Genomic DNA, 22,578 nt, shown 5'->3' with positions numbered 1-22,578 from the left:
GAATGTTCGAGCAGTTGAGCGACCTTTCGGAGTATTTTTCGATCGAGGAAAACCTGTCCTGGACGGTGGTACGTCCTCACGAGGCGCGGTTGACAGTGGAGGAAGTGGTGCGCCGGTTGCACGGTGAACCGAACACCATGACGACGGCCCGGCCCGCCGATTGTATTTCTGACCTCGAATACGACCACCTAGTCGACACGGTCTTCCTTGAGCAGCGCGGCGACGCGGTCATCATCGTGGGGTTCGGCACCGTCACCGCCGAGGAGGAGACGTTACGGCGGCTCGGCCAGAGCGCCACCGTTCATTCAGTGTTCTGGGCGATCAACAACTTCAACAGGCTCTACCACATCGTCGATGGCGTGGTGGTCACCGAACTGGACATGCTGCGCCCGCTGGACCGGTGGGGCACCGACCCGGAGGCATTGACCGACCACCTCGATGCGCTGCACAGCCTCCACGATCGTTCCGACCCGGGCCCGGACTGGGAAACGGCGATGGCCACCCTGGAGTCGTTGACCGGCCAGCGACTCGACCCTGACTGGTTCGCCCGCCCCCAACTCCATGCAAAGGCGAACCGCCGCTAGACCTCCGAGGGCTTCCGGGAGTGCCGTCCTCGTCGACGGGGTGCTTTCGTTGAACCCGGTCGAGCGGACGAAGCGACCACGGATGCGCCCCCCCCGGAACCCGGCAAGGTCAGGACGGCCGCCCAGTTACGTGCCTTCCTTAGGTCGCCCAACAGCATCGACTCTCCGCCTTCTACCACCTGGTCATGTACACCGGCGCTCACCATGGCGAGCTGCTCAACCTGGAGTGGCGAGGTATCGACCTCGAAACGCCATCGCCTCCGGCACGGTCGACGTTCTCAAGACACACCGCAAGCGCCAGGCGACCGACAAGCTCAGAGTCGGCGAGGTGTGAAGGGCGCTGGCAAAGTCACGGACGACTCGTGTTCGCCACCGGATGGGGCGAGCCGATCCACCCGGACGCGGCTACGTCTCTACTACAACGCTGATCAAGGCGTACAACGAGCCGAAGGACGGACCGCCTCCTGCCTTACGCATGTCTCACGACCTCCGGAACATGCACGCGACGATGCCGCTCCTAGCCGGCGTCCCTGTCCACGTCGCGGCGGCCCGCCTTGACCCGTCCCTCACGCTGCGGGTCTACGCGCGCGTGATCAAGCAACAGCCAGAAGGGGCCGCCTCGATCTTCGCCAAGCAAGTGTGAAGAGGCCCCTCGCGATGATCGCGAGGGGCCTCTGAGCTGGGCGCACCCGAAGGGATTCGAACCCCTAACCTTCTGATCCGTAGATTCCCAAACGATCACTACCGCCGTCCGAATCCGTCCGCACGCTGGGCCGATGACCTGCACCGCGTCCGAACTAGTTCACTCCGATCCAAGATCATCCGTCCCCGTGGCTCCCACCGTGGCTCCCAAAACCTGATCTCGCTCCACTGCTGCTCGCGCCGTGCAAGCTCAAGCCTTTTGTCCGCGTCGCCTGCGACGATGTGCCCGTGTCCTACGATCTGTACTTCTGGAAGTCCGCGGTCGGCGAGCCTGACGAGATCTGTGATCGGCTGGCTGATGAGGATGTTGACGGTGTGGCCCCGGGCCCGGAGGTCGAGCGCTTCCGCTCGGAGCTGCTGAACCGCTGGCCGGACCTCGCGGATCAGATCTCCCCGTGGGCGCCCGACTTGGATTGGCGGCAGCCGTGGGGCCGCGAGGACCTCGTCGCCTACTTCGTGTCGCTGTCTCTCTCGTTCAGTACCGAAGCGGATGCCCTACAGGAGATGGTGACGCTCGCTCGGGAGCACAGCTTGGTGACCCACGATCCGCAAACCGGCGAGACGATCCATTGATCGGGTTCGCTCCGACGGGGACCGCAACGGACGGACGGACCGGTCCGGAGGGTGCTCCCGCGCGAACGGCGCGCATCCCGTGACAGACCCTCTCGCGCGGGAGTGCCCTCCGGGTCCAGGAGGGGTCTGGGGAACCACGGGGTTCCCCAGTAGCGCACGCGCAACCGATCCTCCGGACCGACCGTGACGGGTGCGATGTCCTCGGCCATGGGCGCGGCCGGTTCTGCCGAGCCTCCCTCTGACTCCCAGCTATGCCCGGACGCAGATTGGGCACGAGTGCCGCCCTCGTGCAGACCGGGGGGACCGTCATTCTCTACAGAGCTGGATGCTCCGGAACCGGCCGCGCCTGCGCGCACGGTAACGGGCGCCTATGACATCGGGCGGCGGTGCGACCCCGGGCAGACGGTTAGCCGGCGGGCAGGCCCGGCCGCGCACCGATGCGCGGCCGGGCGCGCGTGGCCGGGGACCGGCGCCCACGCCGCACGCCCCGGCCGCGCGGACGGCGGGCCGCGCCAACGGCGCGAGCGCCGCCGCTCCTTGATCCAAAACAGCCCAATTCGGCAGCGATGAGCATCTGTTTATAAGCGAGATCAGGACCGTCCAGGGCAGTCCCCGCTAGTCCCCTGACTAACCTCGCGCTCTCCCGCACGTCTACACCCGTCCAAGATCATCCAAGCCTGCTGTTAGCACCACCGTTGGCACGCACGCCCGCCCGACGCGGTGCACCCGCGCGAACGGCGAGTCGGGGTGACAGACAGATTCGCGCGGGCATGCCCTCCGGCCCGTGAGGAGCTGGGGGCTGCGAGGCCCCCGCTTCGCGCTCGTCCAACCAGCCATGTTGGAGCGCTTCTCACCTGAGAGTGGGACCAGGTGTAAGGCGCAACGCTACGGTTGGGATCTGGTGCCTCGTGTGCTCCGCGAGGTGATGGCGGCTAGGCTGAGCGACCAGGCAGCTACTGATATTGGCAGGTAGGGATGGGTGCAGGGGGGCATGATCCCCGTACAGGGGCGCAGGCAACGCATGAGCAGGCCATGTCTGAGGTGGCCGCGGTGATGACGAACGTCGAACATGCGCTAGAGCGAGCAAAGAAGGCGAGGAAGCGCCTTGGAACCAGTGCTGAGGAGCACAACGTTCAACTAGCGTTGTCCGTGGCGATCGAGGATCTGGAGAGGGTTCTGAAGAGTTTGCAGAAGGATGCCTTCTTTGCTGGCGACGAGTTGCGACTCATGTAGGAGCTTTCGTAAAGCCGATAGATGCCCTAGGATCGGTCGCGTGCGCAGTGGCGAGGAGATTCAGAAAGCTCTTGCTCAATTCAGCAAGAAGTGGGCTTCGTATGTAGGCACCGAAAAGGCCGAAGCGCAGACGTTTCTGAATCAACTTTTTGAGTCCTATGGATCTGACCGTATTGAAGTCGGGGCAAAGTTCGAGGCTTTCAAAGCATCCGCTGGCTTTATGGATATGCACTGGCCTGGCGTGTGTATAGTGGAAATGAAGGCCCCTCACCTCAGCGTGACTTCCGCTCGAGAGCAAGTCAAGAGGTATTGGGAGGAATCCGCCGACGAAGAGTTGGATATTCCGGCTGCACGGTGGGTTGTACTTTGCAATTTTAAAGAGTTCGAGATCTGGGAGCCTGGAAGATTTCCCAAGAATCCTCGCACATCTTTTAGGATCGAAGATCTTTCGTCGCGCTATGAAGCCTTACTCTTCCTTGCAGGGGAGGATCAGAGGCCCAACTTCGCCGAACTGCACAAGGATTTGACCGCCCAGGCCGCTAATATCATGGGCGACCTCTACAGGTCTTTGATCGATCGCAATGCGGCACCAGCAGACGAAATCATTCGCTTTACAATGCAGTCCGTCTGGACGATGTTCGCTGAGGAATTGGGACTGCTAACAGGCGCGCCGTTCCAAAAGACTGTTCAGCAACTTCAAAGAAACCCTGATGTCTCTGCGCAGAGTCTCGGTTTTCTTTTCAAGGTCCTGAACCAAAAAGGAAACCAGCATCGCAAGGGCCTGCTAGCCGGCACGCGCTACGTTAACGGGCAACTCTTCGCTGAACCTGCCTGGGTCGGGCTCAATGCGGAGGAACTTCGAGTACTCGCCGAGGCTACTGCCTATGATTGGAGCAAGGTAGAGCCGACGATCTTCGGGTCGTTGATGGAACAGATCATCGCCGGAAGCCTCGGTGCGCATTACACCCACGAAGCTGACATCATGAAGATCGTCGATCCGACGATAATCAGGCCGTGGCAAGAACGCATCGACAATGCCACTACCCCTAACGAGGGTCTCCAAGTACTTAAGGAACTCTGCAACTTCAGAGTCCTCGATCCTGCGTGTGGATGTGGAAATTTCCTCTACGTGGCTTACAGGGAGTTGCGTAGGCTGGAGGCTGCCACGAAGCAGAAGATCGCGGATCTGTCTGCGAGTACTGGTCTACCCACACCGAACGAGAAGTTGCCATTCGTGCCGTTGAGCAACTTCTATGGTATTGATATCCAACCAGCTGCCGTGTTGATCGCCCGAGTGACCCTCTGGATGGGACATCGGCAGATGATTGATAAGTATGGCGAGGCAGAAGCTCCCCTACCGCTGGTCGACCTCGCAGGCATCACAGTCGGCGATGCCGTATTCTCAAGATGGCCCGAAGTGGAATGTGTCATCGGTAACCCGCCATTTATCGGCGACAGGAGAATCCGTCGCGAGTTGGGCAGTTCTTACCTGGAAAGGCTGAAGTCTCGTTTTCCGAGCGTTGGCGTTGTGGATTACAGCGCGTACTGGTTCCGCCGAGCCCACGATCATCTTAAGGAAGGACAGCGGGCTGGTCTGGTCTCAACGAACACGCTTCGGGAGAGCAAGCACCGCCTAGCTTCACTTCGATACATCGTCGACCACGGCGGCACTATCACGGATGCTGTTTCATCGCAGAAGTGGCCGGGGGAGGCAAAGGTCCATGTTTCGATCACCAATTGGATCAAGAAGCCGCCCACTCCGATTGATATCTTTTTTCTAGACGGCGTTTCTGTCGAGGGGATCAACTCTAAGCTAAAGGAAGGTCCCACGCTTCCAGAACCGCTGAAGCTCCCTGCCAATAAAGGCAAAGCATACATTGGGTGCCAGCCCACGGGGGACGGCTTTCTTCTTACGGACGCGCTTGCTGAGGAGCTGATTGCCGCCGGGGAAGGAAAAGTCGTACGACGTTACCTAACTAGCGACGACCTAGTAGATGTCGTCGGCGCGGAACCTGGGCGGTGGATCATTGACTTCGGGGTCATGCCGCTTGAGGTAGCAATGAAGTTTCCCAAGGCAATGAAAATCGTCAGAGAGAAGGTGCGTCCAGAAAGAGAAGGCAAGGAGCGTCATTTCGCCCGTCTGTGGTGGCAATTTGCCTGGCCTCGCCCTGAAATGAGACGCGCCTTGCAGTCAAAGGAACGATACATCGTATCTACGCTTACAGGGAAGCGACTTTTCTTTTCCTGGGCAGCTGCAGACTGGTGCCCAAGCAACAAAGTCGGCGTTTTCGCTCTCGATGATGATTATTCGATGGGCATCCTGTGTTCTAACGCGTTTGACGCGTGGGCATGGAATGAATCCTCCACCTTGGAGACTCGCCTTCTGTTCACGCCTTCTACAGCCTTTGAGACTTTTCCCTGGCCCTCCCCGGCGCCTCGGAAGAGAGAAGAGGTGGCACGTACAGCGCGTGCATTGATCGCTCTGAGGCAAGATCTATCGCGCCGCGACCAGGTGGGATTGACGGAACTCTATAACCGTCTGGATGATGGCGCGTACTCCGATCTTCAGATCGCACATGAGCAATTGAATTCTGCTGTTGCTGCCTGCTACGGATGGCCGAGTCGAGAAGCGCAAGATCGTTTGGCTCTGTTGCAACGACTAGGGGACCTCAACCGGGAGCTTGGTTCGAGACTCTTGGTTTGATTCCGATTGTCTTAGGACTAGCGCCCCGGCGGGACCGACCCGAAGAGACTGCATGCCCGCCGAGCCCGCCGTCGGCCGTTGGCGGGCGCCCTTGAAGACGTGACGAAAGTTCTCACCTCATTGGGGTGGCGGCTTCCGACGTCGCTTCAGGTCTTGGGCATGTGACGGGTAGTGGGGCTGAGCAAGGCGGAGATGTCTACGGCTAGTGCTGGGACTGTGGCGATGGTGGCGGCTGAGTTGAAGGTGTGGTCGGTGCCGTCTTGGTCGGTGACGTGGGCTCCGGCTTCGCGGGCGATGATGACGCCGGCGGCGGTGTCCCAGGGTTTGTTGGACAGGGTGATGCTGGCGTCTAGCTTGCCTTCGGCGACCCATGCGAGGTCGATGGCGGCTGAGCCGAGCATGCGGACGCGTTGGACGTTGGCGGCTAGGCGTTCGGTGAGGGCGATGCGGATGCGGTTCTTGGTCTCGGCGTCCTTGCCTACGGCGTAGTCGCCGATGGCGACGATGGCGTCTTTGAGGTCGGTGGTCATGCTGGCTTGGATGCGGCGGTCTCCGACGTAGGCGCCGGTGTTTTGGGCGGCGTGGTAGCGGGTGCCCAGGAATGGCAGGTCGATGACGCCGACGACGGGGCGGCCTCGTTCGATGAGGCCGAGGGAGAAGCCGCACAGGGGGATGCTGCGGACGAAGTTGGCGGTGCCGTCTACCGGGTCGATGGCCCAGAGGAGATCGCCGGTGGTGTCGCCGGTGATGCCTTCTTCTTCGCCGAGGATGGCGATGTTGGGGGTTCGCTCTTTGAGGTAGTCGCGGACGGCACTTTCCACGGCGTAGTCGACTTCGCTGGCCATGTCGCGGTCGCCCTTGGCGGTGAGCAGGCCGGGGACGCGGGTTCGCACGAGATCACTGGCTATCTCCGCGGCTTTGAGGGCGACGGGAAGCAGCGACGCCGGTGCGTCGGTCATGCGGACTGCTCTCCTAGTGAGGAGGAAGTGCGTGCTCGGCCTCGTCTAGGGCTGTCTGCCATGGGTAGGTTTCGATTTGGCCGCCGCCTGTTCCGGGAGCATGGGGCTCGAACCCTCCGGAGCCGAGTAGGACCCTCGCGCCTTCGTTCCTTAGGTCTTTGACGCTCTGCTGGAATGGGCGGCGTGCGGCTAGTGCCGTGTTCACGAATGGGAGAACAGTCACGGGGATGCCTAGGGTGGGGGCTTCGGCGAGGATGCCTAGGGCGTAGGTGTCGCTGATGCCTGCGGCCCATTTGTTGATGGTGTTGTAGGTGGCGGGGGCGACGATGATGGCGTCTGCTTTGGGGGAGCGGGGTTCGCCTGGCTTGCGGTAGTGGCTGCGGACGGGGCGGCCGGTTTGCTTTTCGAGGGCCTCGGCGTCGATGAAGTCCAGGGCTGAGGGTGTGGCGATGATCTGGACGTCCCAGCCTCGTTGGTGGGCGAGGGTGACCAGCTTTCCGACATCGCCGGCGGGGCCTGCTGCGCAGACGATGACGTAGAGGACGCGGCGGCCCTCGTCGTCGGCTCCGGCGTCGGTCACAGGCGCACCCCGATTTCTGTCGTGAACTCCTTGAGCTGCCGCTTGATGCTAGGCGGGGCCGTGGCCATGAGGTCGCCGAGCATGCGGTGGACGGCGGGGCGCGCGGAGATCTCCTCGGGCGCGAGCTGGTGAGCGAAGCGCAAGACGTCGTATGCCTTGTCGTGCTTGCCCCACTGGGTGAGCGCACGTGAGGTGTCGATGAGAAGTGTTGCCTTGCGCTCGGTGAGGGGGATGCGGCTCAGGTCGACGGAGCGGGCGTGCTGGATCGCGGCTCCGGCGTCGCCGAGCTGGAGGGCGATGTTCACGCGGTGGAGTTGGACGTTGGTGGGGCCGAACGCGGTCCAGCGGTGGTTGAAGTCGCCGCCGAGTTCGCGGCCCGCGTCTTCGGCCTCGTCCAGGAGTGAGGCGGCGGTGTGGCGGTCGGAGCGTTGGCCGGCGGCGACCGCGCCGCGCAGCAGGAGCGCGCCGTAGACAGACACGAAGTCGGGGGTGCGCTGGTCGATGTCGTGATCGATGCGTTCGGCGTAGGTGCTGGCGGTCTTGGTGGCGGCGCCGTGGTGGCCGTCGTTCATCAGGGCGTGGGTGATGATGCGGGCGCTTGATCCGATGATCGTGAGGTCCTGGCTGCGGCGGGCTGCCTGCATGCTGCGGTCGGCTGCGAGCCAGGCAAGTCCCTCGTGGTCGAGTTTGAGCAGGATGCTCGCGGCGACGTGGTGTGCCTCGGCCGAGAGCGCTTCGGCCTGGAGGCGGGCGTCTCCGTCGTAGGTGGCGCAGGCGTTGCGCAGGTCTGCCAGCAGGGCGGGCAGGGAGTTGATGACGGTGGAGTACTTGCAGTCTTGGTAGTTGCGTTTGGCTGCGGCTACGGCGGCGTCCAGGCGGGCGATGCTGAGGGCGGCCGGGGACGGGTCGTCGTTGATGGCGGGGTATCCGGCCAGTGCGGCGGCGAATGCCTCGACGCCTTGCAGGGGTGCGCCGTCGGACGGTAGGTCGGCGAGGATGGCGCTGAACACGCTGGCTCCGGCGAGCTTGCCGAAGGTTCTGCGGTGCACGGGGTCCCCTTCCTCGACGTTGGGATCTACGTCCAGGGAACCCAGGAATGTGGGCGGAACCAAGTCCGCGGGGGCATCCCGTGGTGTGATGACCGTCGCGTTCGTGGTGGTCGGTGACGTGAACGCGGGGAGGGTGCGCGGGGCCAGGCCCAGGGTCATGCGGGCGGGGTCGGGCATCTGGAGTCCGTCGGCGATGCGCTCGAAGACCTCCAGGGTGGTGACCTGGCGGCCGCCCTTCTTCATGGTCTCGCTGACCTTGCCCTGCGACATGCCGCAGGCGATCGCGATCTGGGTTTGGCTGGCGCCTGCGTACTGGCGCAGCAGGTGGAAGACGGTTCGGATGTCGCGGGCGGTCAGGGCCTCGATCATTTGCGGGCGCTGCCACAGTGAGTCCGGGATGACGATCGGGTCTGATGCCCGTCCCGACATCGGGTCTCCCTCCGTGTAACCGGTCTTCGCTGAGCGTATATCCCGTCGCGGGATATCGCCTGGGAATGGGTGCCGTCCGGGATTTGGCGGATCTTGGTCGGCATGACGCAGCAGCAGGGAACCGGCAAGCCGGGGTGCCGCTCGTGTGGTGGCCGTGGCTGGAAGTTCGTCTCTCCTCTCCGTGTGGTGTTCGTAGGGACGCCGGGTGACTCCGGTCCGCAGGTGCGGCGGACGCCGTGCCGCTGGTGCGCGCCGGTGCGCAAGACGCATGCGGCGTAGTTGAGCCGCGGGACCGGCGGGCGTGGTGGGCGACTGGAAGCGCGGTCGCTTCGCCCCCGTGGTGGCCGTGCCGAGCGGGTGGGGACCCATGTCGTCCGCTCGTTCGCCGGTCCCGCTTGGATCTCCGGGAGTTGGGTCATGGACGTGGTGGGCAGGCAGCCTCTCAAGGACACGGCGTGGCGTCCGGCGGCTTTGGCGCTGGTGGAGGCGTTGAAGCGGCGCGGTCTGGAGGCGGTGGTGTGGGGGCATGGTGCGGTGCGGGTGAGCAACCCAGCCGGTGAACCCGACCCCGACGATCCGCGTGGGGCGTTGATGCATCCGGGGATGCGGCAAGAGGTGCTGTGCCGCCGCCATCAAGGCGACTTGTGGTGGTTGTGGGTGTGGCCGGGGCCGACCCGCAAGTCTCCGTCGGACTTGGAGCCGTTGTGTCCGCTGCTGGAGACCGAGAAGGCGGCGGACCGGATCGCGCGGGTGCTGGCGGTGCCGTTTATCGGTTCGCCGGACGGCGGTGGATCATGATGGGCGCGGTTCGGGTGGCGTTGCCGGGCGGGGTGAGCGGGCGGCCGGTCGCTGCGCAGATCGAACGGGAGTTCTCCGGGGTGTGGGCCTGGTACGGGGAGGCCACCGGTTCATGGTGGGCGATGGTCCGGCTCGGCGATGCCGCTCGGCTGGTGGAGGCGCTCGACCCGCGCGAGTTGCGGGACGCGATCGTGCACGCGCGGGGCTGGCCCTGGCCCCGGTGATGTGAGGCTCGCCGCCGGGGTGGACGGTGAGTCGGGGTGTGGCCCTTGGGCCTGTCCGCTGGATGGTTTCGGCGGGCCGGGCTCGGGGGCCTTGCTCGTTGTGGCTGGCGCGACGGTGCTGGTCGTGGGCGTGACGTAGGAACGGAGGGACGCTACAGTGCCGGAGAGGTTCGCTTATGCGGTCAAGCGTGAGAGTCGTCAGGTGGTCGAGATGTCGAGCTTGGAGTTCGAGCCCCCGAAGTATGCGCGGGTGGTGTTGGAGTTGCGGCGCCGGATCGAGAACGGGGACTACCCGCCCGGGGTGATGCTGCCGTCTGAGTCGCAGCTCGTGCGAGAGTTCGCGGTCGGCCGCACGACCGTCGTCCGTGCTTTGCAGATGTTGCAGCAGGACGGGTGGATCACTCGTGAGCATGGGCGCGGCTCGTTTGTGAAGGGGCGTCCTGGTCCTGCGGCGCGGGCCTCGCGTCCGGGCCTGGCGGTACTGGACCAGCCGGAGACCTCGCCGGGCGTGAGCCTCTTGGAGGTCGGCGCGGTTCCGGCTCCTGCCCCGGTCGCCGGCCTACTCGGCCTCGATGGTGGAGCGCGGGTGCTGGTGCGTCGGTGGGCGAGCGTCCGAGAGGGCATCGTCTCGGAATTGGTGACGTGCTGGTTCCCGCAAGAGCTGGCGTACGGGACCGACCTGGACAAGGACACGGTGTTGCCGGTCGGTCTTCGGGATCACCTGCGGATTGTGAAGGACCTGCGCGTCGACCACATCGCCGAACGCCTCTCGGCTCGGCTGCCGTCTAAGGAGGAGGCGGAGGCGTTGCAGCTCAAGAAGAGTGAGCCGGTGTTGACGGTGCTGGCGAGCATGCATGACGCCTCCGACGTGGCGTGCTTTGTGGCCGAGGTGCTGTTGCCGGGGTCGCTGCATGAGCTGGAGGACGTCTACAGCGTCCCGGACTGATGGCAGCGGGGCAGACTCGATACCGCTGGGGTCGCGGCGGTCTCGGCTGCCTTGTCGAGCAGAGTGGGAGTGCTTGTGAGCTGGTTGCCCCCTGAGGAGTACGTGCGGACTCTGCCCAACGCCACGATGTATGCGGCGCTGTACTTCACCGATGCCGAGGGAAACCCGCTCGCTCTGCGCTCGGCGCATGGTGTGGAGACCTGGCAGTTTCCGGGCGGCAACGTCGAGCACGGCGACGCGACCCCGTTCGCTGCGGCCGTGCGTGAGTGCCGGGAGGAAACCGGCATCGAGTTCGACGGGCCGCCGGCCCTGCTGCTGACGCACTTCATCCCGCCGCACCGGGGCTGGCCCTGCGCGAAAATCGGGTTCGTCTTCGACGGTGGGGTGCTCACCGCCTCCGAACTCGATCAGATCGTCTTGGACCCCTCCGAGCACACTGATTGGCTCGTGCAACCCCTCGGCGCCTGGAAGACGATGATGAGCCCGCGCCTGTTCGCGCGTGTCGCGGCTCTGCACGAGGCGCGCGGGGGCGGGTCTGCGGCGTTCCTCTGCGAGCCCGAACCAAATGTGATGTAGACCACTCCCACAGGGAAGCTTGTTCGGACGAGTGGCGAGGTACATTCGGTTCACATCCACTTGACCGAACAAGCGGTCGGGTGAACATCTGGAGGTATCCGCCATGGCGGTGCAGGGTCCGTTCAAGGTCGCGTTCGGCGACGTGTTCCCTTACGGCGCGTTCGTGAAGGGCGGCGTGGAGCCGGTCCGGGACTTCGACCGATCGAGCCGGGAGAACTTCGTGCAGGGCCGCGACAAGGACACCGGCGAACTGGTCTGGTCGGTCGAGGTCCTGGATGCCGACCCGGCCTCGAAGGGCACGTTCAAGGTCAAGCTGATGGCGCCGGTTCAGCCGGTGCTTCCGGAGGCTCCGGCGGGGTTCCCGTTCGTGCCGGTGGAGTTCGACGGGCTGACGGTGACGCCGTACGTCAACAGCCAGAACAACCGGCTCGCCTACTCGCTCAAGGCGGCGGGGATGCGTCCGGCGGGCTTCAAGGGTGGCGCGGGCCGGACGTCGAGCAAGGACACGGCGGCGAAGGACGCGGCCTGATCCCGCAAATGGGTGGGGCGGCTGGAGCTGGTACCTCCGGCCGCCCCGCTTCTCTCCCCCTCAAAGGCTCAAAGAGAAGAGGTGTCCAGGCTATGTCCTGGGAGTTCCGCAAGCTCGGTCCCGGTGAGAACGTCGCCGTTGAAGCGCAGCGTGACCCGTTCGCGGCGCCCAAGTGGGCGCCTCCGGTCTGGCACATGCCAGAAGGCCTGGTCCTGCTCGTCAACCTCGTCCGCACGGCGGTGCGGACGGTCGTGTTCCTGGTCCGCAACATCGTCCCCGTCTCCATCGCGGCCGGACTCGGCTGGCTCGGCATCCGCTTCGGCTGGACCGTCCCGCTCGTGGTCCTGGCCCTCGTCGCGGTCAGCCTGATCGTCTGGGCGGTTGCGGACCGTCCGTCCTTCGTCCGCCACCTGGCTCGCCCGGCCCGTGCCCGGTGGCGGCTGGTCATGGTCTACCGCCGCGACTGGCAACCCGTCCTGGTCACCGCCGGACTCACCAAGACACACAAGGGCCGGGAGTACCTGCCCTCGTTGGTGCGGGTCCGCTGCGGTCCGACGTCGGATCGCGTCTTGGTGAAGATGCTCAAAGGGCAGGCGCCGACCGCGTGGGAACGGGTCGCGGTCAACCTCGCGCACGGCTTCGGCGCCACCCTCGTCCGCGTCCGGGAGGGAGACCGTCCGGGACGGATCTGGCTGGAGTTCGTCCGCCGCGATGCCCTCGCCGTCCCGATCCCTGCCCTGCCCGTCCCGGACGCGGCGGACGTCGACTTGCGGGCGCTGGAGATCGGACGGGCCGAGGACGGGTCACCGTGGCGGCTGCGGCTGCTCGGAACGCATGTGCTGATCGCGGGGGCGACGGGGGCCGGCAAGGGGTCGGTGATCTGGTCGACGGTCCGGGCGCTGCTGCCGCTGATGCTCGCCGGACTGGTCGAGGTCTGGGCGGTCGACCCCAAGCGCATGGAACTGTCCTTCGGCCGTCCCCTCTTCGAGCGCTACGGCCGCTACAGCGACGACCCCAAGGGCGGCATGGTCGAGCTGCTGGAGGCCGCGGCCGAGGACATGAACGCGCGGGCTGAGCAGTTCGCGGGCGTGACGCGCTCGTTCACACCGACGCATGAGCACCCGTTCCGGGTCGTGATCGTGGACGAGCTGGCGTTCCTGACCGCCTACTGCCCCGAACGGGATCTACGCAAGCGGGCCGAGTCGGCCTTGGCCGTGCTCACCTCGCAGGGCCGGTCGGTGGGGTATTGCGTGATCGGTGCGCAGCAAGACGCCCGCAAAGAGGTCAACAACCTGCGCAACCTGTTCCCCGACCGCATCGCGCTCCGGCTGGACGAAGACGAACAGGTCGACATGGTGCTCGGGGACGGTGCCCGTGACCGCGGCGCCCTAGCCGACCAGATCTCATCGGTTCCCGAGATCGGCGCGGGCGTGGGGTTCGTCCGGCTGGAAACCGTCCCCGATCCCGTCCGGGTCCGAGCGGCTTACGTCTGCGACGACGACATCCGCGACATGGTGTATCGCGGCCTCCCTGAACTGGGCACCGGGGCCGCCGCATGACACAGCTCTCCCTGGATGACTCCCCGTCCGCTCCAGCTCCGCCTGAGTCGACATCGGAACCGGTGGTCAAGACCCTCGCCCCGCTGGCGCGGGGCGTGCTGGAAGCCGTCGCGGTCGAACACGGGGTCTGTGTCCGGCCCGTCCCGATGCGACGGGTCGACCTGAACACGGGCGCGGCCGAGATGGTGTACGTCCCCTGCGGCCACACCCTGGCCAGCGTGTGTCCCTCGTGTGCGGAGCGCAAGCGGAAGCTGAGGGCGGTGCAGTGCCGGCAGGGCTGGCACCTTGCCGAGGAACCCGTCATCACCCGCGCGGACCCCGATGAGGAACAGCGGGCGTGGATGGAACTGCGGTCGCAGGCACAGGCGGCCCGTGACCGCGCCGCCGACGACGGGACAACGGACGGGGAAGGTCCGGAGTTCTGGGATGCCGTGGTGCGTGACCTGGATATCGAGATCGAGCGCTCCGGGGTGCGGGGGTCGCTTAAGACGGGCGATGAAGCCAGGGGCCGGCGGACCCGTTCAACCCGGCGGCGGCAGGACGCGCCGGATCTGCCTCGGCGTCCGGTCGACTCCCGCACCGTCGGCAAGGTCTTCCGGGGCAACGACGGCAAGACGTTCCGGCCGTCGCTGTTCCTGACCCTGACCTTGGACTCCTACGGGCGGGTCCGCTCGGACGGTACGCCGGTCGACCCGGACTCGTACGACTACACGCGGGCGGCTCGGGATGCGCTGCACTTTTCCAAGCTGGTCGACCGGTTCGTCCAGAACCTGCGCCGGTTCGTCGGCTACGACGTGCAGTACTTCGCGGCCGTCGAGCCACAGCGTCGGCTGGCTCCGCACCTGCACATGGCCATCCGCGGAACCATCTCCCGCACCGAACTCCGCCAAGTCGTCGCCGCGACCTATCACCAAGTGTGGTGGCCCTCCACCGACCGCGTCGTCTACTCCGGCGACCGGCTCCCCGTCTGGGACGACGCTGCGGGCGAGAACGGCGGCTACCTCGACCCCACCACCGGCGAAATCCTCCCGACCTGGGATGAGGCACTGGACGCCATCGGCCAGGACGAGGACGCCGAACCCCTGCACGTCGTGCGGTTCGGCCGCCAGATCGACGCACAAGGCGTCCTGGCCGACTCGGCGGACTCGCGGCGGTGCATCGGCTACCTGACCAAGTACCTGGTCAAAGGCGTCGCCGAATGCCACGAAGCGGAGACTCCCGCGCAGCGTGAGCACGTCGACCGGATGGCCGAAGCACTCCGCTACGAACCCTGCTCGCCCACGTGCGCGAACTGGCTGCGCTACGGCGTCCAGCCCAAAAACCCGCGCAAAGGGATGACGCCCGGCTACTGCAAGGGCAAGGCACACCGCCGCGAACACCTCGGCTACGGCGGCCGCCGCGTCCTGGTCTCCCGCAAGTGGTCCGGCAAGACCCTCGCCGACCACAAGGCCGACCGCAAAGCCTGGGCGCTCGCTCGCCTGGCTGAGGCGGGCGTCCCTGTGTCCAACCCGGCCGATCCCCAAGCGGCTTACGTCTGGGAACGCGCCGGACCCGGTGACCCCGATGTTCGGCCGACCGAGCATCGGCTCTTGCTCCTGATCAACGAACGCATCCAACGGCGCCGCCAGCTCGACGCGGCGACCAGCAACCCAACTCCCGAACTTTCGGCAACTGCGGAGGCAGCGTGATCACTGCGGCGAACGGGGCGGCCGAACCGCTCCTGTGGAAGCCCGAACAGGCGGCCGTGATGCTCGGCATCGGGCGCACCAAGGTCTACGACCTGATGCGTACCGGTGCGCTGCGGTCGGTCCGGCTCGGTGGCTCTCGAAGGATTCCGGCAACGGCGCTGGCCGACTTCGTCGCCCAGCTCGAAGAGGAGACGGACGCGGCATGACCAAGCGACGTGGCAGCGGCGAGGACTCGATTTACAAGGATGGGGAGCGCTGGCGCGGCGCGATCCACCTGGGCTACGACGACAAGGGGCGGCGCGTCCGGAAGAAGGTCTCCGGCCGGACGCGTGCCGAGGTGGCGGAAAAGCTCCGCAAGCTGCGGAAGCTCGTGGATGCCGGGACGGTTCCGGACGACAAGATCACGGTCAAGGCATTCCTCGACCGCTGGTTGGCCCACAGCCTTCCCGGCAGGGTGGCCGAGTCGACCGAGGACGACTACCACGACACAGTGCGGTTGCACCTGGTGCCCGCGCTCGGACGGAAGAAGCTGGCCAAGCTCACCGTCCTGGACGTCGACAAGCTGTGGCAGGCCAAGCGGGATGCGGGCTACAGCGCCAACAGCATTCGGATCATGCGGACGGTCCTGCGGAAGGCTCTCACCCAGGGGGAGCGGGAAGGCATCCTCCCGCGCAACGTCGCTGCTCTTTCGGCAGCTCCTCACGTCGTGGCGAAGGAAGGCCGAACGCTCACCATCGACCAGGCCAAAGCGCTCCTCGACACGGTCGCCGGCCACCGCTTCGACGTCGCCATCATGCTCGCGCTCGCATACGGCCTGCGACGTGGCGAGGTTCTCGGCCTGCACTGGGCGGCCGTCGACTGGGACGCCGGAACGGTTCGGCTGACGCACTCCGTGAAGCGGATCAAAGACCGCGACAAGGCGAGCGGACGGAAGACGCGCCTGGTGGTGGGGGAGTTGAAGACGCCCAAGTCACGCCGGACGCTCGTCCTGACTCCCCAGCTCGTGGCCAAGCTCCGGACGCTCCACACCCGGCAGGCCAAGGCCAAGATCGCGGCCGGTGAGCTGTGGCAGGATCACAGGCTGGTCTTCGCGAGCGAGATCGGGACACCGATGGACCCGGACAACTTCTCGCACATCTTCTCCAAGCTCGCCAAGCGCGCTGGCCTCGGTCACTGGCATCCGCACGAGCTACGGCACTCGGGCGCCTCGCTGATGCTGGCGCAGGGGACGCCGTTGCATGTCGTCTCCGAGATCCTCGGGCACACGTCCATCGCGATCACGAAGGACGTCTACGGGCATCTCCTGGTGGACGACAAGCGGGCGGCGGCCGAGGCGATGAGCGGGGCGCTCTTCGGAGCGTGATCGGTGCCCGTGGCTCCCAACGTGGCTCCCATGGCCAACGCAGAAGGCCCCTTCCATGATCGGAAGGGGCCTCTGAACTGGGCGCACCCGAAGGGATTCGAACCCCTAACCTTCTGATCCGTAGTCAGATGCTCTATCCATTGAGCTACGGGTGCCCGTCCGGAGCCAACTGTACCGGCTCCCGGCGCCGGACCGCGAATCGGCGGCCAAGGACAAGGCGATCGGCAGTGTGAGCCGGGTCACGGAACCGTCTGTGGCGAAACAGCGCCAAAGGTGTAATCGAGACGGATGTGACCAGTGAGGTCTACCCTCGTCCGAAGTCCCAAATCCCCTGAAGGAGAAGGTTCATGCGCATGTCTGCCGCCAAGCTCGTCGGCGCCCTGGCCATCGGTGGCGTGCTTCTCGGCTCCACGGCCTGCGGTCCGGTGGACTCCATCACCGGCGGCGGCAAGAAGAACACCGCCTGCAAGAACATCGAGACAGAACTGAAGAGCGTCTCCTCGAGCGGCGTGTCGGTCAGCGGTGCCGGTGGCGCCGAGTCGACGGCCCAGACGTTCTCCGACGCGGCCACCAAGATCCGCAGCGAAGGCCAGAACGCCGGCGGCGACGTCGAAACGGCCGCGACCGCGTTCGCCGGCGACCTCGACGAGACCGCCTCGACGCTCCGCAAGCTCAGCTCCGGCAACCTGTCCGGCGGCACGCCCAACTTCTCGCAGATGCAGCAGCACGGCGAGGACCTGGGCAAGGCCTGCGGCTACACCGGCTTCCACATCGGCTGACGGACGGCGTTTCGCTCCCGCGGCCCCGGGAGCGGATCGTCCGGCCACCTCGTCGCCCCGACGGGCGCGTTCGGACTATGCTTCAGTGCCACAGGCCAGACTTTGCCGGTGGGTACGCCGAACCGGTACTCTGAGCTGAGCCTGATGGCTCTTGGAGGATTCGCCTAGTCCGGTCTATGGCGCCGCACTGCTAATGCGGTTTGGGTTTACCGCCCATCCGGGGTTCAAATCCCCGATCCTCCGCCACCTGACCAGGGACTTCGCCCGAGATTACGATCTTGGGCGAAGTCCCTGTCGCGTTCCAGATGCCCGTTTTGTTGGCCTGGATAGCACGTGGTGAGTACGGGATGTCGTGGCGGCGTCACCGAGCCCAGGTCAGAGCCTCGAAGTGGATCACCGGAACGACTACCCTGCGTGTTCGGTTCGCCTCCTGCGCCGGTCCACCAGCGAGACCACGTTAGGCGGGCTATAGGGAGCCGCTGGCTCGGCTGTGACGTCGTCCGTCGATATGCGCGGAACGGCGGCCGCGACGGCCTCAGCCGAGGCCCTCGAGACCTCCGGCAGAACCGAGGTGTAGGTGTCGGCGGTGAACGAATGACGCGAGTGCCCGAGCGTCTCGCTGATCACCTTCATGTCGACCTTGCCAAGCAGCGCCAGCTTGGCCGCCTCGTGCCGCAGGTCGTGGAAGCGGATCCGCGGCAGTGGGTCGCCCCGTAGCGCCTCGGGATGTCGGCCTGGGCCAGGACGGGGGTTCGGTCCTGGGGGTGCAGGAGCGGGTGCCCACCAGTAGAGGGCGTTGGCGATGTTGTAGACCTGGGTGGTCGGTCGGGCGAGGTCGAAGTCGATGAGCGCCGCAGAGGCCGTCGCGGAAGACCACGTTGCCTGGGCAGTAGTCGCGGTGGCCGACCAGTTCGGTGTCGCTGTCAACGAGCGGGATGTCCTGTGTTCCCGGCAGCATCGCCCAGGAGGCATCGTCTGGTGGCGCAGCCTTGCGCGGCGTCATGGAGCCGCCGGATCAGACGAGCCAAGGCGGCGAGAACGTTCTCGGCCGTCGTGTCGGGTGGGAGCGGCTCGCGTGGCACATCGCCCGGCACGAATGAAAGCACCTCCCGCCCCTGTTCGTCGATCCCCAGCGGTCGGGGAGCGTCGGTAAACCCAGCTTGGTGAAGGTGCAGAGATAAGTCTGGATCGCTTCCAGACTGCCCAACGAGCGCTGTTGGCTCTCGCCGGCGAAGGCAACGGCGGGTCGGTGACGGCCACGGCGGCCAGGCGGTCGTCAGCGGTTGAGTTGGTCAGCCTTGATGTGGTCGATGAGGTTCTCCAGGTTCGCTTGTGTCACGGACAGGAGCGGCCCGGTGGTTCTTGTTGTCTCGGATGCCGATGGAGTCGCTGTCGAGTCCGGCTAGTTCGACGCAGTCCTGTCGTTCGGTGTAGCTGGACGTTCGCCACTGCGGTTCGCCGGCCTGCTTCGTCATAGAGCGCTCTTCATGGTCCCGGTTTGGTCGCGGGCAGCGTTGAAAATAGTCGGTGCGTTCGCTTGGTGGTCCTCCTGGGTTGGGGGTGGCCAGGTGCTCTCTGGTCCCCGGTCGGTGGGCCGAGCCGTGCTGCGGGCGCCGCGCCGCTACAGTTGTTCCACAGAATTGCGATTATCTGTCACGCTGGCCCGGGTCGGTGTGCGTGGGGTGTGACTTTGAGTGCTTGATGGCCGTGGAGTGTCAGCGCTATTTGTCGCCGTCTGCGAGTTCGGCGCGGCCACCGAGCAGCTCAGAGATCTTGGGGTCCTTGGCAGCGTGGCGTGGTGTCGAGCAGGACGTGTGTGACGGCTGCGGGTCGGGTGCGGCCGAATGGGCTCCGGCCGTCTCCGGCGGTGCGGACGATTCTGGCCGTCTCGTCGTTCGTGGGATAGCAGATTCTTCGGCATCGTCAGTGATCGCATGCGGGTTCGCCAGCCAGAGTGGAATGTTCATGGTGGCTTTGACGTGCTGGTGTGGCTGGGCGACGTTGCCGGGCTAGCGGTTCGGGGCGGGGCAATGGCGCGCGGACGTGGAAGCTCTGGTGTTAGCGGGGTTGTGCGGCGACTGACCGGCGATGGTTCTGTCGGTAGCGTGCTGGGGGTATGCAGGCTATGCGGGTGAAGGCGTGGCTGAATGTGCTCTCGGACGCATAGCCGAGCCGTTCGGCCAGCGCGGCGATCGTTGTATCGGACGTTCGCAGAGCACGTTGGGCGAGTCTGATGCGCCAGTGGGCCAGGTAGGTCAAGGGCGGCTGCCCTGACACTTGCTGAAACTGGCGAGCGAAGTGGCTGCGGGACATGCTCGCCGCGGCGGCCAGTTCGGGAAGCCTCCACCCTCGGCTGGGGTCGGCGTGCATGAGGCGGACCGCTGGGCGGAGCCGGGAGTCCATCAGGAGGCGCAGCCAACCGGGGGGCACCGCCGCTCCATGCCGCATGCCTGCGCGAAGCACCTCCAACAGCAGTAGCTGTGCGTACTGGTCGGCGGCGAAGCCCGCTCCAGCACGGTCGCTCTCGCTCTCTTCGACGATCCGCTCCAGGAGACGTCGCATCTCTCCCGCCTCCGCGTCGTCGGCGGCAGCATGGAGCACCGGCGGAAGTGCCGTTGTGAACAGGTCCGCTGACATGGGATCAAGATCGACGTGTCCGCCGATGATGACTACGTCTGGTTCGCTGACGCCGACTCGGGAGAAGAGCCCCAGCTTCTGATGCGGCTCCTGGGCCGCACCGCGGGCAAGACTCGGGTCACTGCAGAGGACGGTGGCGTTGACCCCGCAGAGCACTGCGGCATCTCCTGGCCCGAGGCGCACGGGCGCTTGGTCGTCCGCTATCAACCAACAGGAGCCGCTCACGACCGCGTCGATCTTGACCGGCGCCTCAGGTCGCGAGCCGAGCGACCATTCCCCGCCCGCACGGAGGCCCCCGGTGATGACGCATCGCGCCTCTACGACGTCAAGCACTTCGGAAACGGGGTCGCGAACCATGACTGGATTCTCGGACAAGAAACCGGCACCCGCAAGCATTCAGAGTCTCACGGTCCGCCGCCAGACTTGAAGCATGCGATCCGTCAGATTCGGGAACCGAAGCCTGGAAGTTGCCGGCGACCTCCACCTCCCCGCCGGGTTCGACCCGGCCAAGACCTACGCCGCGATCATCTGCGTTCACCCCGGAAGCGGTGTCAAGGAGCAGACCGCCGGGTTGTACGCGGCCAAGATGGCCGAGCGCGGCTACGTGGCCCTTGCCTTCGACGCCTCCTACCAGGGCGGGAGCGGTGGCGAGCCTCGTTATGCGGAGGAGCCGGCATCGCGCGTCGAGGACATTCGATGTGCGGTCGACTACCTCATGACGCTCGATTTCGTCGACGAGGAACGCATCGGCGTGCTCGGCATCTGTGCCGGCGGCGGCTACGCCGTCAACGCCGCCATGACGGAACACCGGATCTCCGCCGTGGGCGTCGTGTCCCCCGTCAACATCGGTCGAGCACGACGCGAGGGCGATGGTCGCCGCGGAAACGCGGTGAGGTTGCTGGAGGAGGTCGGCTGCCAACGAACCATCGAGGCTCGTACCGGACAGGCGGGTCTTCGCCAGTGGATTCCCAACAGTCCAGAAGAGGCGCGCGCGGCCGGAATAACCGATGCGGACGTGCTCGAAGCGGTGGACTACTACCGCACTCCCCGAGGCCGGCACCCGAACTCGACCAACCAGTTGCGGTTCGTCAGCGTCGCATCGGTGATCGCCTTCGACGCCTTCCACCTCGTCGAAGAGCTCCTCACCCAGCCTTTGCAGGTCGTCGTAGGCAATCGGGTCGGCAGCTCCGGGTCCTACCGCGACGGATACGAGCTCTTCCGCCGGGCGACCTCCGACAAGGGCTTGCGGGTGGTGGACGGTGCAGGCCACTACGACCTTTACGACATACCGCAGTACGTCGACCTGGCCGTCGAAACGCTCAGCGCGTTCTTCGACACAAAGCTCGCCGTTCAGAGTCCCGTACACGGGCCGGCCGCCCGGTGACCCTGGGGAGGACCGGCATGCGTGTGGGCCCTCTGCTCGGGTCGGTGCGACCAAGTGAAAGTAGCTGTGCCTAGTTGTGGTGACTGATGGTGACGGTCGAGGATCGTCGGAAGGCCGTCACGGTGACGGTTTTCCGGCGGCACGGCTGCGTTACCCGTTGGCGACAGCGACGGCGGCGACGATTCCGGTGGCGTAGGCCTTGAGCGCCTCGTTTGCCGACGTGCGGCCACGCCTCGGCCTGCCTGGACTTTCCCCTCGTCGACTCCTGCCGATTCGTCCGTTCCAGGAAGCTCAGGGGCGCACGCGAATGACGGTCTTGCCCTTGCGCCGCCCGGTCGGGTTGAGTACGGAGACGGCGTCGTCGAGGGTCGCGACGGTTCCGATGTGCGTGCGAAGGCGCCCGTCCCGCACCCGGTCGACGATCTCCACCAGCTGACCCGGAACGGACTCGACGACGAAGTCGACCGCGAGACCGTCGACAGGGCGGGTCTCAGCAGGCCCGACCACCGACACCAGCGTCCCGCCAGGCCGGACGATGCTCGCCGAGCGCCTCTGGATGTCACCACCGATGACATCGAAGACCAGGTCGACCCCTCCGATGTCTTCGAGATCCCCGTCGTCGAGGGCGAGGAACTCGTTCGCACCGAAGTCGAGCGCCGCCTGGCGGTCCGCCGCCCGCCCGGTACCGATGACGTAAGCGCCGAACTCCCGGGCGAGCTGCGTCACCACAGATCCGACCGCGCCGGCGGCGCCGTGTGCCAGGACGCTTTGCCCCGCCTGAAGACGACCGTGCTGGAACAGGCCTTGCCATGCGGTCAGGCCGGAGATCGGCAGGCTCGCACCCACCGTGAAGTCGACGGCCCCGGGCAGCGGCGCGAGGTTGCGCGCCTCCACGGCCGCGTACTCGGCCAGGGTTCCATCGCGGTGCCAGTCCGTGATCCCGAACACCCGCTGGCCCGGCGAGAGTCCCGTCGTGCCGTAGCCGAGGGAGGTGACCACTCCGGCGAACTCGTGGCCGATGATCGCCGGGGCTCGGTCGTGACCGGAGCGGTCGACCCACGTCGAGGGCCACTCCCACTCTGCCGGGACGAAGCCCGACGCATGGACTTCAACGACGACGTCGTTGATCGCCGGCGTCGGCTCAGGCCGCTCCGCCAGCTTGATCCCGGCCGCTTCCGCAGCCGGATCGGTCGCGACGATCGCCTTCATTTCTGCCTCCGTATACCTCGTGCTCGCTGGCTCTATGCGCAGGTCTGTGACTGTGTGTTCCCCACTCCGGTGG

Annotated in this window: 23 protein-coding genes and 2 tRNA genes; 17 read left to right on the top strand and 8 right to left on the bottom strand. The window is 65.9% G+C overall.

All coding sequences use genetic code 11. The annotated features are described in order from the left end of the window. Positions 1–2 precede the first annotated feature (2 nt). The 5 genes from ABD296_RS01840 (at position 3) to ABD296_RS01820 (ending at position 5,796) form a co-directional block, all read left to right on the top strand. A complete protein-coding gene (locus ABD296_RS01840) occupies positions 3–584 on the top strand; it encodes a DUF6461 domain-containing protein (protein ID WP_344260629.1) in 582 nt (193 codons plus the stop codon). 475 nt (positions 585–1,059) lie between these two features. Beyond that, positions 1,060–1,227 carry a site-specific integrase gene (locus tag ABD296_RS01835; protein WP_344260627.1) on the top strand — a complete coding sequence of 56 codons (168 nt, stop codon included), beginning with the start codon at positions 1,060–1,062 and terminating at the stop codon, positions 1,225–1,227. A gap of 287 nt (positions 1,228–1,514) precedes the next feature. Continuing rightward, positions 1,515–1,859, top strand: coding sequence for a hypothetical protein (locus ABD296_RS01830; RefSeq protein WP_344260624.1), 345 nt, complete (start codon positions 1,515–1,517; stop codon positions 1,857–1,859). Between the two features lie 1,032 nt (positions 1,860–2,891). Beyond that, on the top strand, positions 2,892–3,092 hold the full coding sequence (locus tag ABD296_RS01825; RefSeq protein WP_344260622.1) for a hypothetical protein: 201 nt from the start codon (positions 2,892–2,894) through the stop codon (positions 3,090–3,092). A 40-nt stretch (positions 3,093–3,132) separates the two neighbouring features. Then, positions 3,133–5,796, top strand: a complete 2,664-nt coding sequence (locus ABD296_RS01820; RefSeq protein WP_344260620.1) for a DNA methyltransferase — start codon at positions 3,133–3,135, stop codon at positions 5,794–5,796. 146 nt (positions 5,797–5,942) lie between these two features. Here the strand turns inward: ABD296_RS01820 and ABD296_RS01815 are convergent, their stop codons facing one another. From ABD296_RS01815 to ABD296_RS01805, 3 genes are read right to left on the bottom strand one after another with little or no spacing between them, the layout of a single operon-like run. Further along, the gene (locus ABD296_RS01815) at positions 5,943–6,755 is read right to left on the bottom strand and encodes an inositol monophosphatase family protein (protein WP_344260618.1); all 813 of its coding nucleotides are present in this window, start codon (positions 6,753–6,755) and stop codon (positions 5,943–5,945) included. A 13-nt stretch (positions 6,756–6,768) separates the two neighbouring features. Continuing rightward, positions 6,769–7,335, bottom strand: a complete 567-nt coding sequence (locus ABD296_RS01810) for a flavoprotein (RefSeq protein WP_344260616.1) — start codon at positions 7,333–7,335, stop codon at positions 6,769–6,771. Then, the gene (locus ABD296_RS01805) at positions 7,332–8,753 is read right to left on the bottom strand and encodes a helix-turn-helix domain-containing protein (protein WP_344260613.1); all 1,422 of its coding nucleotides are present in this window, start codon (positions 8,751–8,753) and stop codon (positions 7,332–7,334) included. The genes ABD296_RS01810 and ABD296_RS01805 overlap by 4 nt, the downstream gene beginning before the upstream one ends. A gap of 477 nt (positions 8,754–9,230) precedes the next feature. Between ABD296_RS01805 and ABD296_RS01800 the strand changes: the two genes are divergently transcribed. From ABD296_RS01800 to ABD296_RS01760, 9 genes are all read left to right on the top strand, one after another. After that, positions 9,231–9,611, top strand: coding sequence for a hypothetical protein (locus ABD296_RS01800; RefSeq protein ID WP_344260611.1), 381 nt, complete (start codon positions 9,231–9,233; stop codon positions 9,609–9,611). Further along, the gene (locus ABD296_RS01795) at positions 9,608–9,835 is read left to right on the top strand and encodes a hypothetical protein (RefSeq protein ID WP_344260609.1); all 228 of its coding nucleotides are present in this window, start codon (positions 9,608–9,610) and stop codon (positions 9,833–9,835) included. Before ABD296_RS01800 ends, ABD296_RS01795 begins: the two co-directional genes overlap by 4 nt. A 157-nt stretch (positions 9,836–9,992) precedes the next feature. After that, positions 9,993–10,781: a GntR family transcriptional regulator gene (locus ABD296_RS01790; protein ID WP_344260607.1), complete on the top strand. Its 789-nt coding sequence runs from the start codon at positions 9,993–9,995 to the stop codon at positions 10,779–10,781. A gap of 102 nt (positions 10,782–10,883) precedes the next feature. Further along, a complete protein-coding gene (locus ABD296_RS01785; RefSeq protein WP_344260605.1) occupies positions 10,884–11,357 on the top strand; it encodes an NUDIX hydrolase in 474 nt (157 codons plus the stop codon). Positions 11,358–11,460: 103 nt separating this feature from the next. Continuing rightward, positions 11,461–11,886 carry a plasmid replication, integration and excision activator gene (locus tag ABD296_RS01780; protein ID WP_344260603.1) on the top strand — a complete coding sequence of 142 codons (426 nt, stop codon included), beginning with the start codon at positions 11,461–11,463 and terminating at the stop codon, positions 11,884–11,886. 92 nt (positions 11,887–11,978) lie between these two features. Then, positions 11,979–13,445 (top strand): FtsK/SpoIIIE domain-containing protein, encoded by a 1,467-nt coding sequence (locus tag ABD296_RS01775; RefSeq protein WP_344260601.1) that lies wholly within the window; start codon positions 11,979–11,981, stop codon positions 13,443–13,445. After that, positions 13,442–15,133 (top strand): replication initiator, encoded by a 1,692-nt coding sequence (locus tag ABD296_RS01770; protein WP_344260599.1) that lies wholly within the window; start codon positions 13,442–13,444, stop codon positions 15,131–15,133. Before ABD296_RS01775 ends, ABD296_RS01770 begins: the two co-directional genes overlap by 4 nt. Further along, positions 15,130–15,339, top strand: a complete 210-nt coding sequence (locus ABD296_RS01765; RefSeq protein ID WP_344260597.1) for a helix-turn-helix domain-containing protein — start codon at positions 15,130–15,132, stop codon at positions 15,337–15,339. Before ABD296_RS01770 ends, ABD296_RS01765 begins: the two co-directional genes overlap by 4 nt. Further along, positions 15,336–16,496, top strand: coding sequence for a site-specific integrase (locus tag ABD296_RS01760; RefSeq protein ID WP_344260594.1), 1,161 nt, complete (start codon positions 15,336–15,338; stop codon positions 16,494–16,496). Before ABD296_RS01765 ends, ABD296_RS01760 begins: the two co-directional genes overlap by 4 nt. Before the next feature lie 82 nt (positions 16,497–16,578). Here the strand turns inward: ABD296_RS01760 and ABD296_RS01755 are convergent. Next, positions 16,579–16,651: transfer RNA gene (locus ABD296_RS01755), tRNA-Arg, on the bottom strand. Between the two features lie 192 nt (positions 16,652–16,843). Between ABD296_RS01755 and ABD296_RS01750 the strand changes: the two genes are divergently transcribed. Further along, positions 16,844–17,275: a hypothetical protein gene (locus ABD296_RS01750; RefSeq protein WP_344260592.1), complete on the top strand. Its 432-nt coding sequence runs from the start codon at positions 16,844–16,846 to the stop codon at positions 17,273–17,275. 153 nt (positions 17,276–17,428) lie between these two features. Then, positions 17,429–17,521, top strand: a tRNA-Ser gene (locus ABD296_RS01745). Between the two features lie 159 nt (positions 17,522–17,680). Here ABD296_RS01745 and ABD296_RS01740 read toward each other — a convergent pair. From ABD296_RS01740 to ABD296_RS01735, 3 genes are all read right to left on the bottom strand, one after another. Further along, positions 17,681–18,202: a site-specific integrase gene (locus tag ABD296_RS01740; RefSeq protein ID WP_344260590.1), complete on the bottom strand. Its 522-nt coding sequence runs from the start codon at positions 18,200–18,202 to the stop codon at positions 17,681–17,683. 365 nt (positions 18,203–18,567) lie between these two features. After that, positions 18,568–18,750 carry a DUF397 domain-containing protein gene (locus ABD296_RS50465; protein WP_407061434.1) on the bottom strand — a complete coding sequence of 61 codons (183 nt, stop codon included), beginning with the start codon at positions 18,748–18,750 and terminating at the stop codon, positions 18,568–18,570. A 583-nt stretch (positions 18,751–19,333) separates the two neighbouring features. After that, positions 19,334–20,269 carry an AraC family transcriptional regulator gene (locus tag ABD296_RS01735; protein WP_344260588.1) on the bottom strand — a complete coding sequence of 312 codons (936 nt, stop codon included), beginning with the start codon at positions 20,267–20,269 and terminating at the stop codon, positions 19,334–19,336. A gap of 73 nt (positions 20,270–20,342) precedes the next feature. On the opposite strand from ABD296_RS01735, the gene ABD296_RS01730 reads away from it, so the two are divergent. Then, positions 20,343–21,296 (top strand): alpha/beta hydrolase, encoded by a 954-nt coding sequence (locus ABD296_RS01730; RefSeq protein ID WP_344260586.1) that lies wholly within the window; start codon positions 20,343–20,345, stop codon positions 21,294–21,296. 291 nt (positions 21,297–21,587) lie between these two features. On the opposite strand, the gene ABD296_RS01725 is transcribed toward ABD296_RS01730, so the two are convergent. Then, complete coding sequence (locus tag ABD296_RS01725; protein WP_344260584.1) at positions 21,588–22,505, bottom strand: NADP-dependent oxidoreductase; 918 nt, start codon at positions 22,503–22,505, stop codon at positions 21,588–21,590. Positions 22,506–22,578: the final 73 nt, after the last annotated feature.

This window comes from Actinomadura napierensis (assembly GCF_039529375.1).
GTDB lineage: Bacteria > Actinomycetota > Actinomycetes > Streptosporangiales > Streptosporangiaceae > Spirillospora > Spirillospora napierensis.
This window is presented reverse-complemented; position numbering and strand designations above follow the sequence as displayed.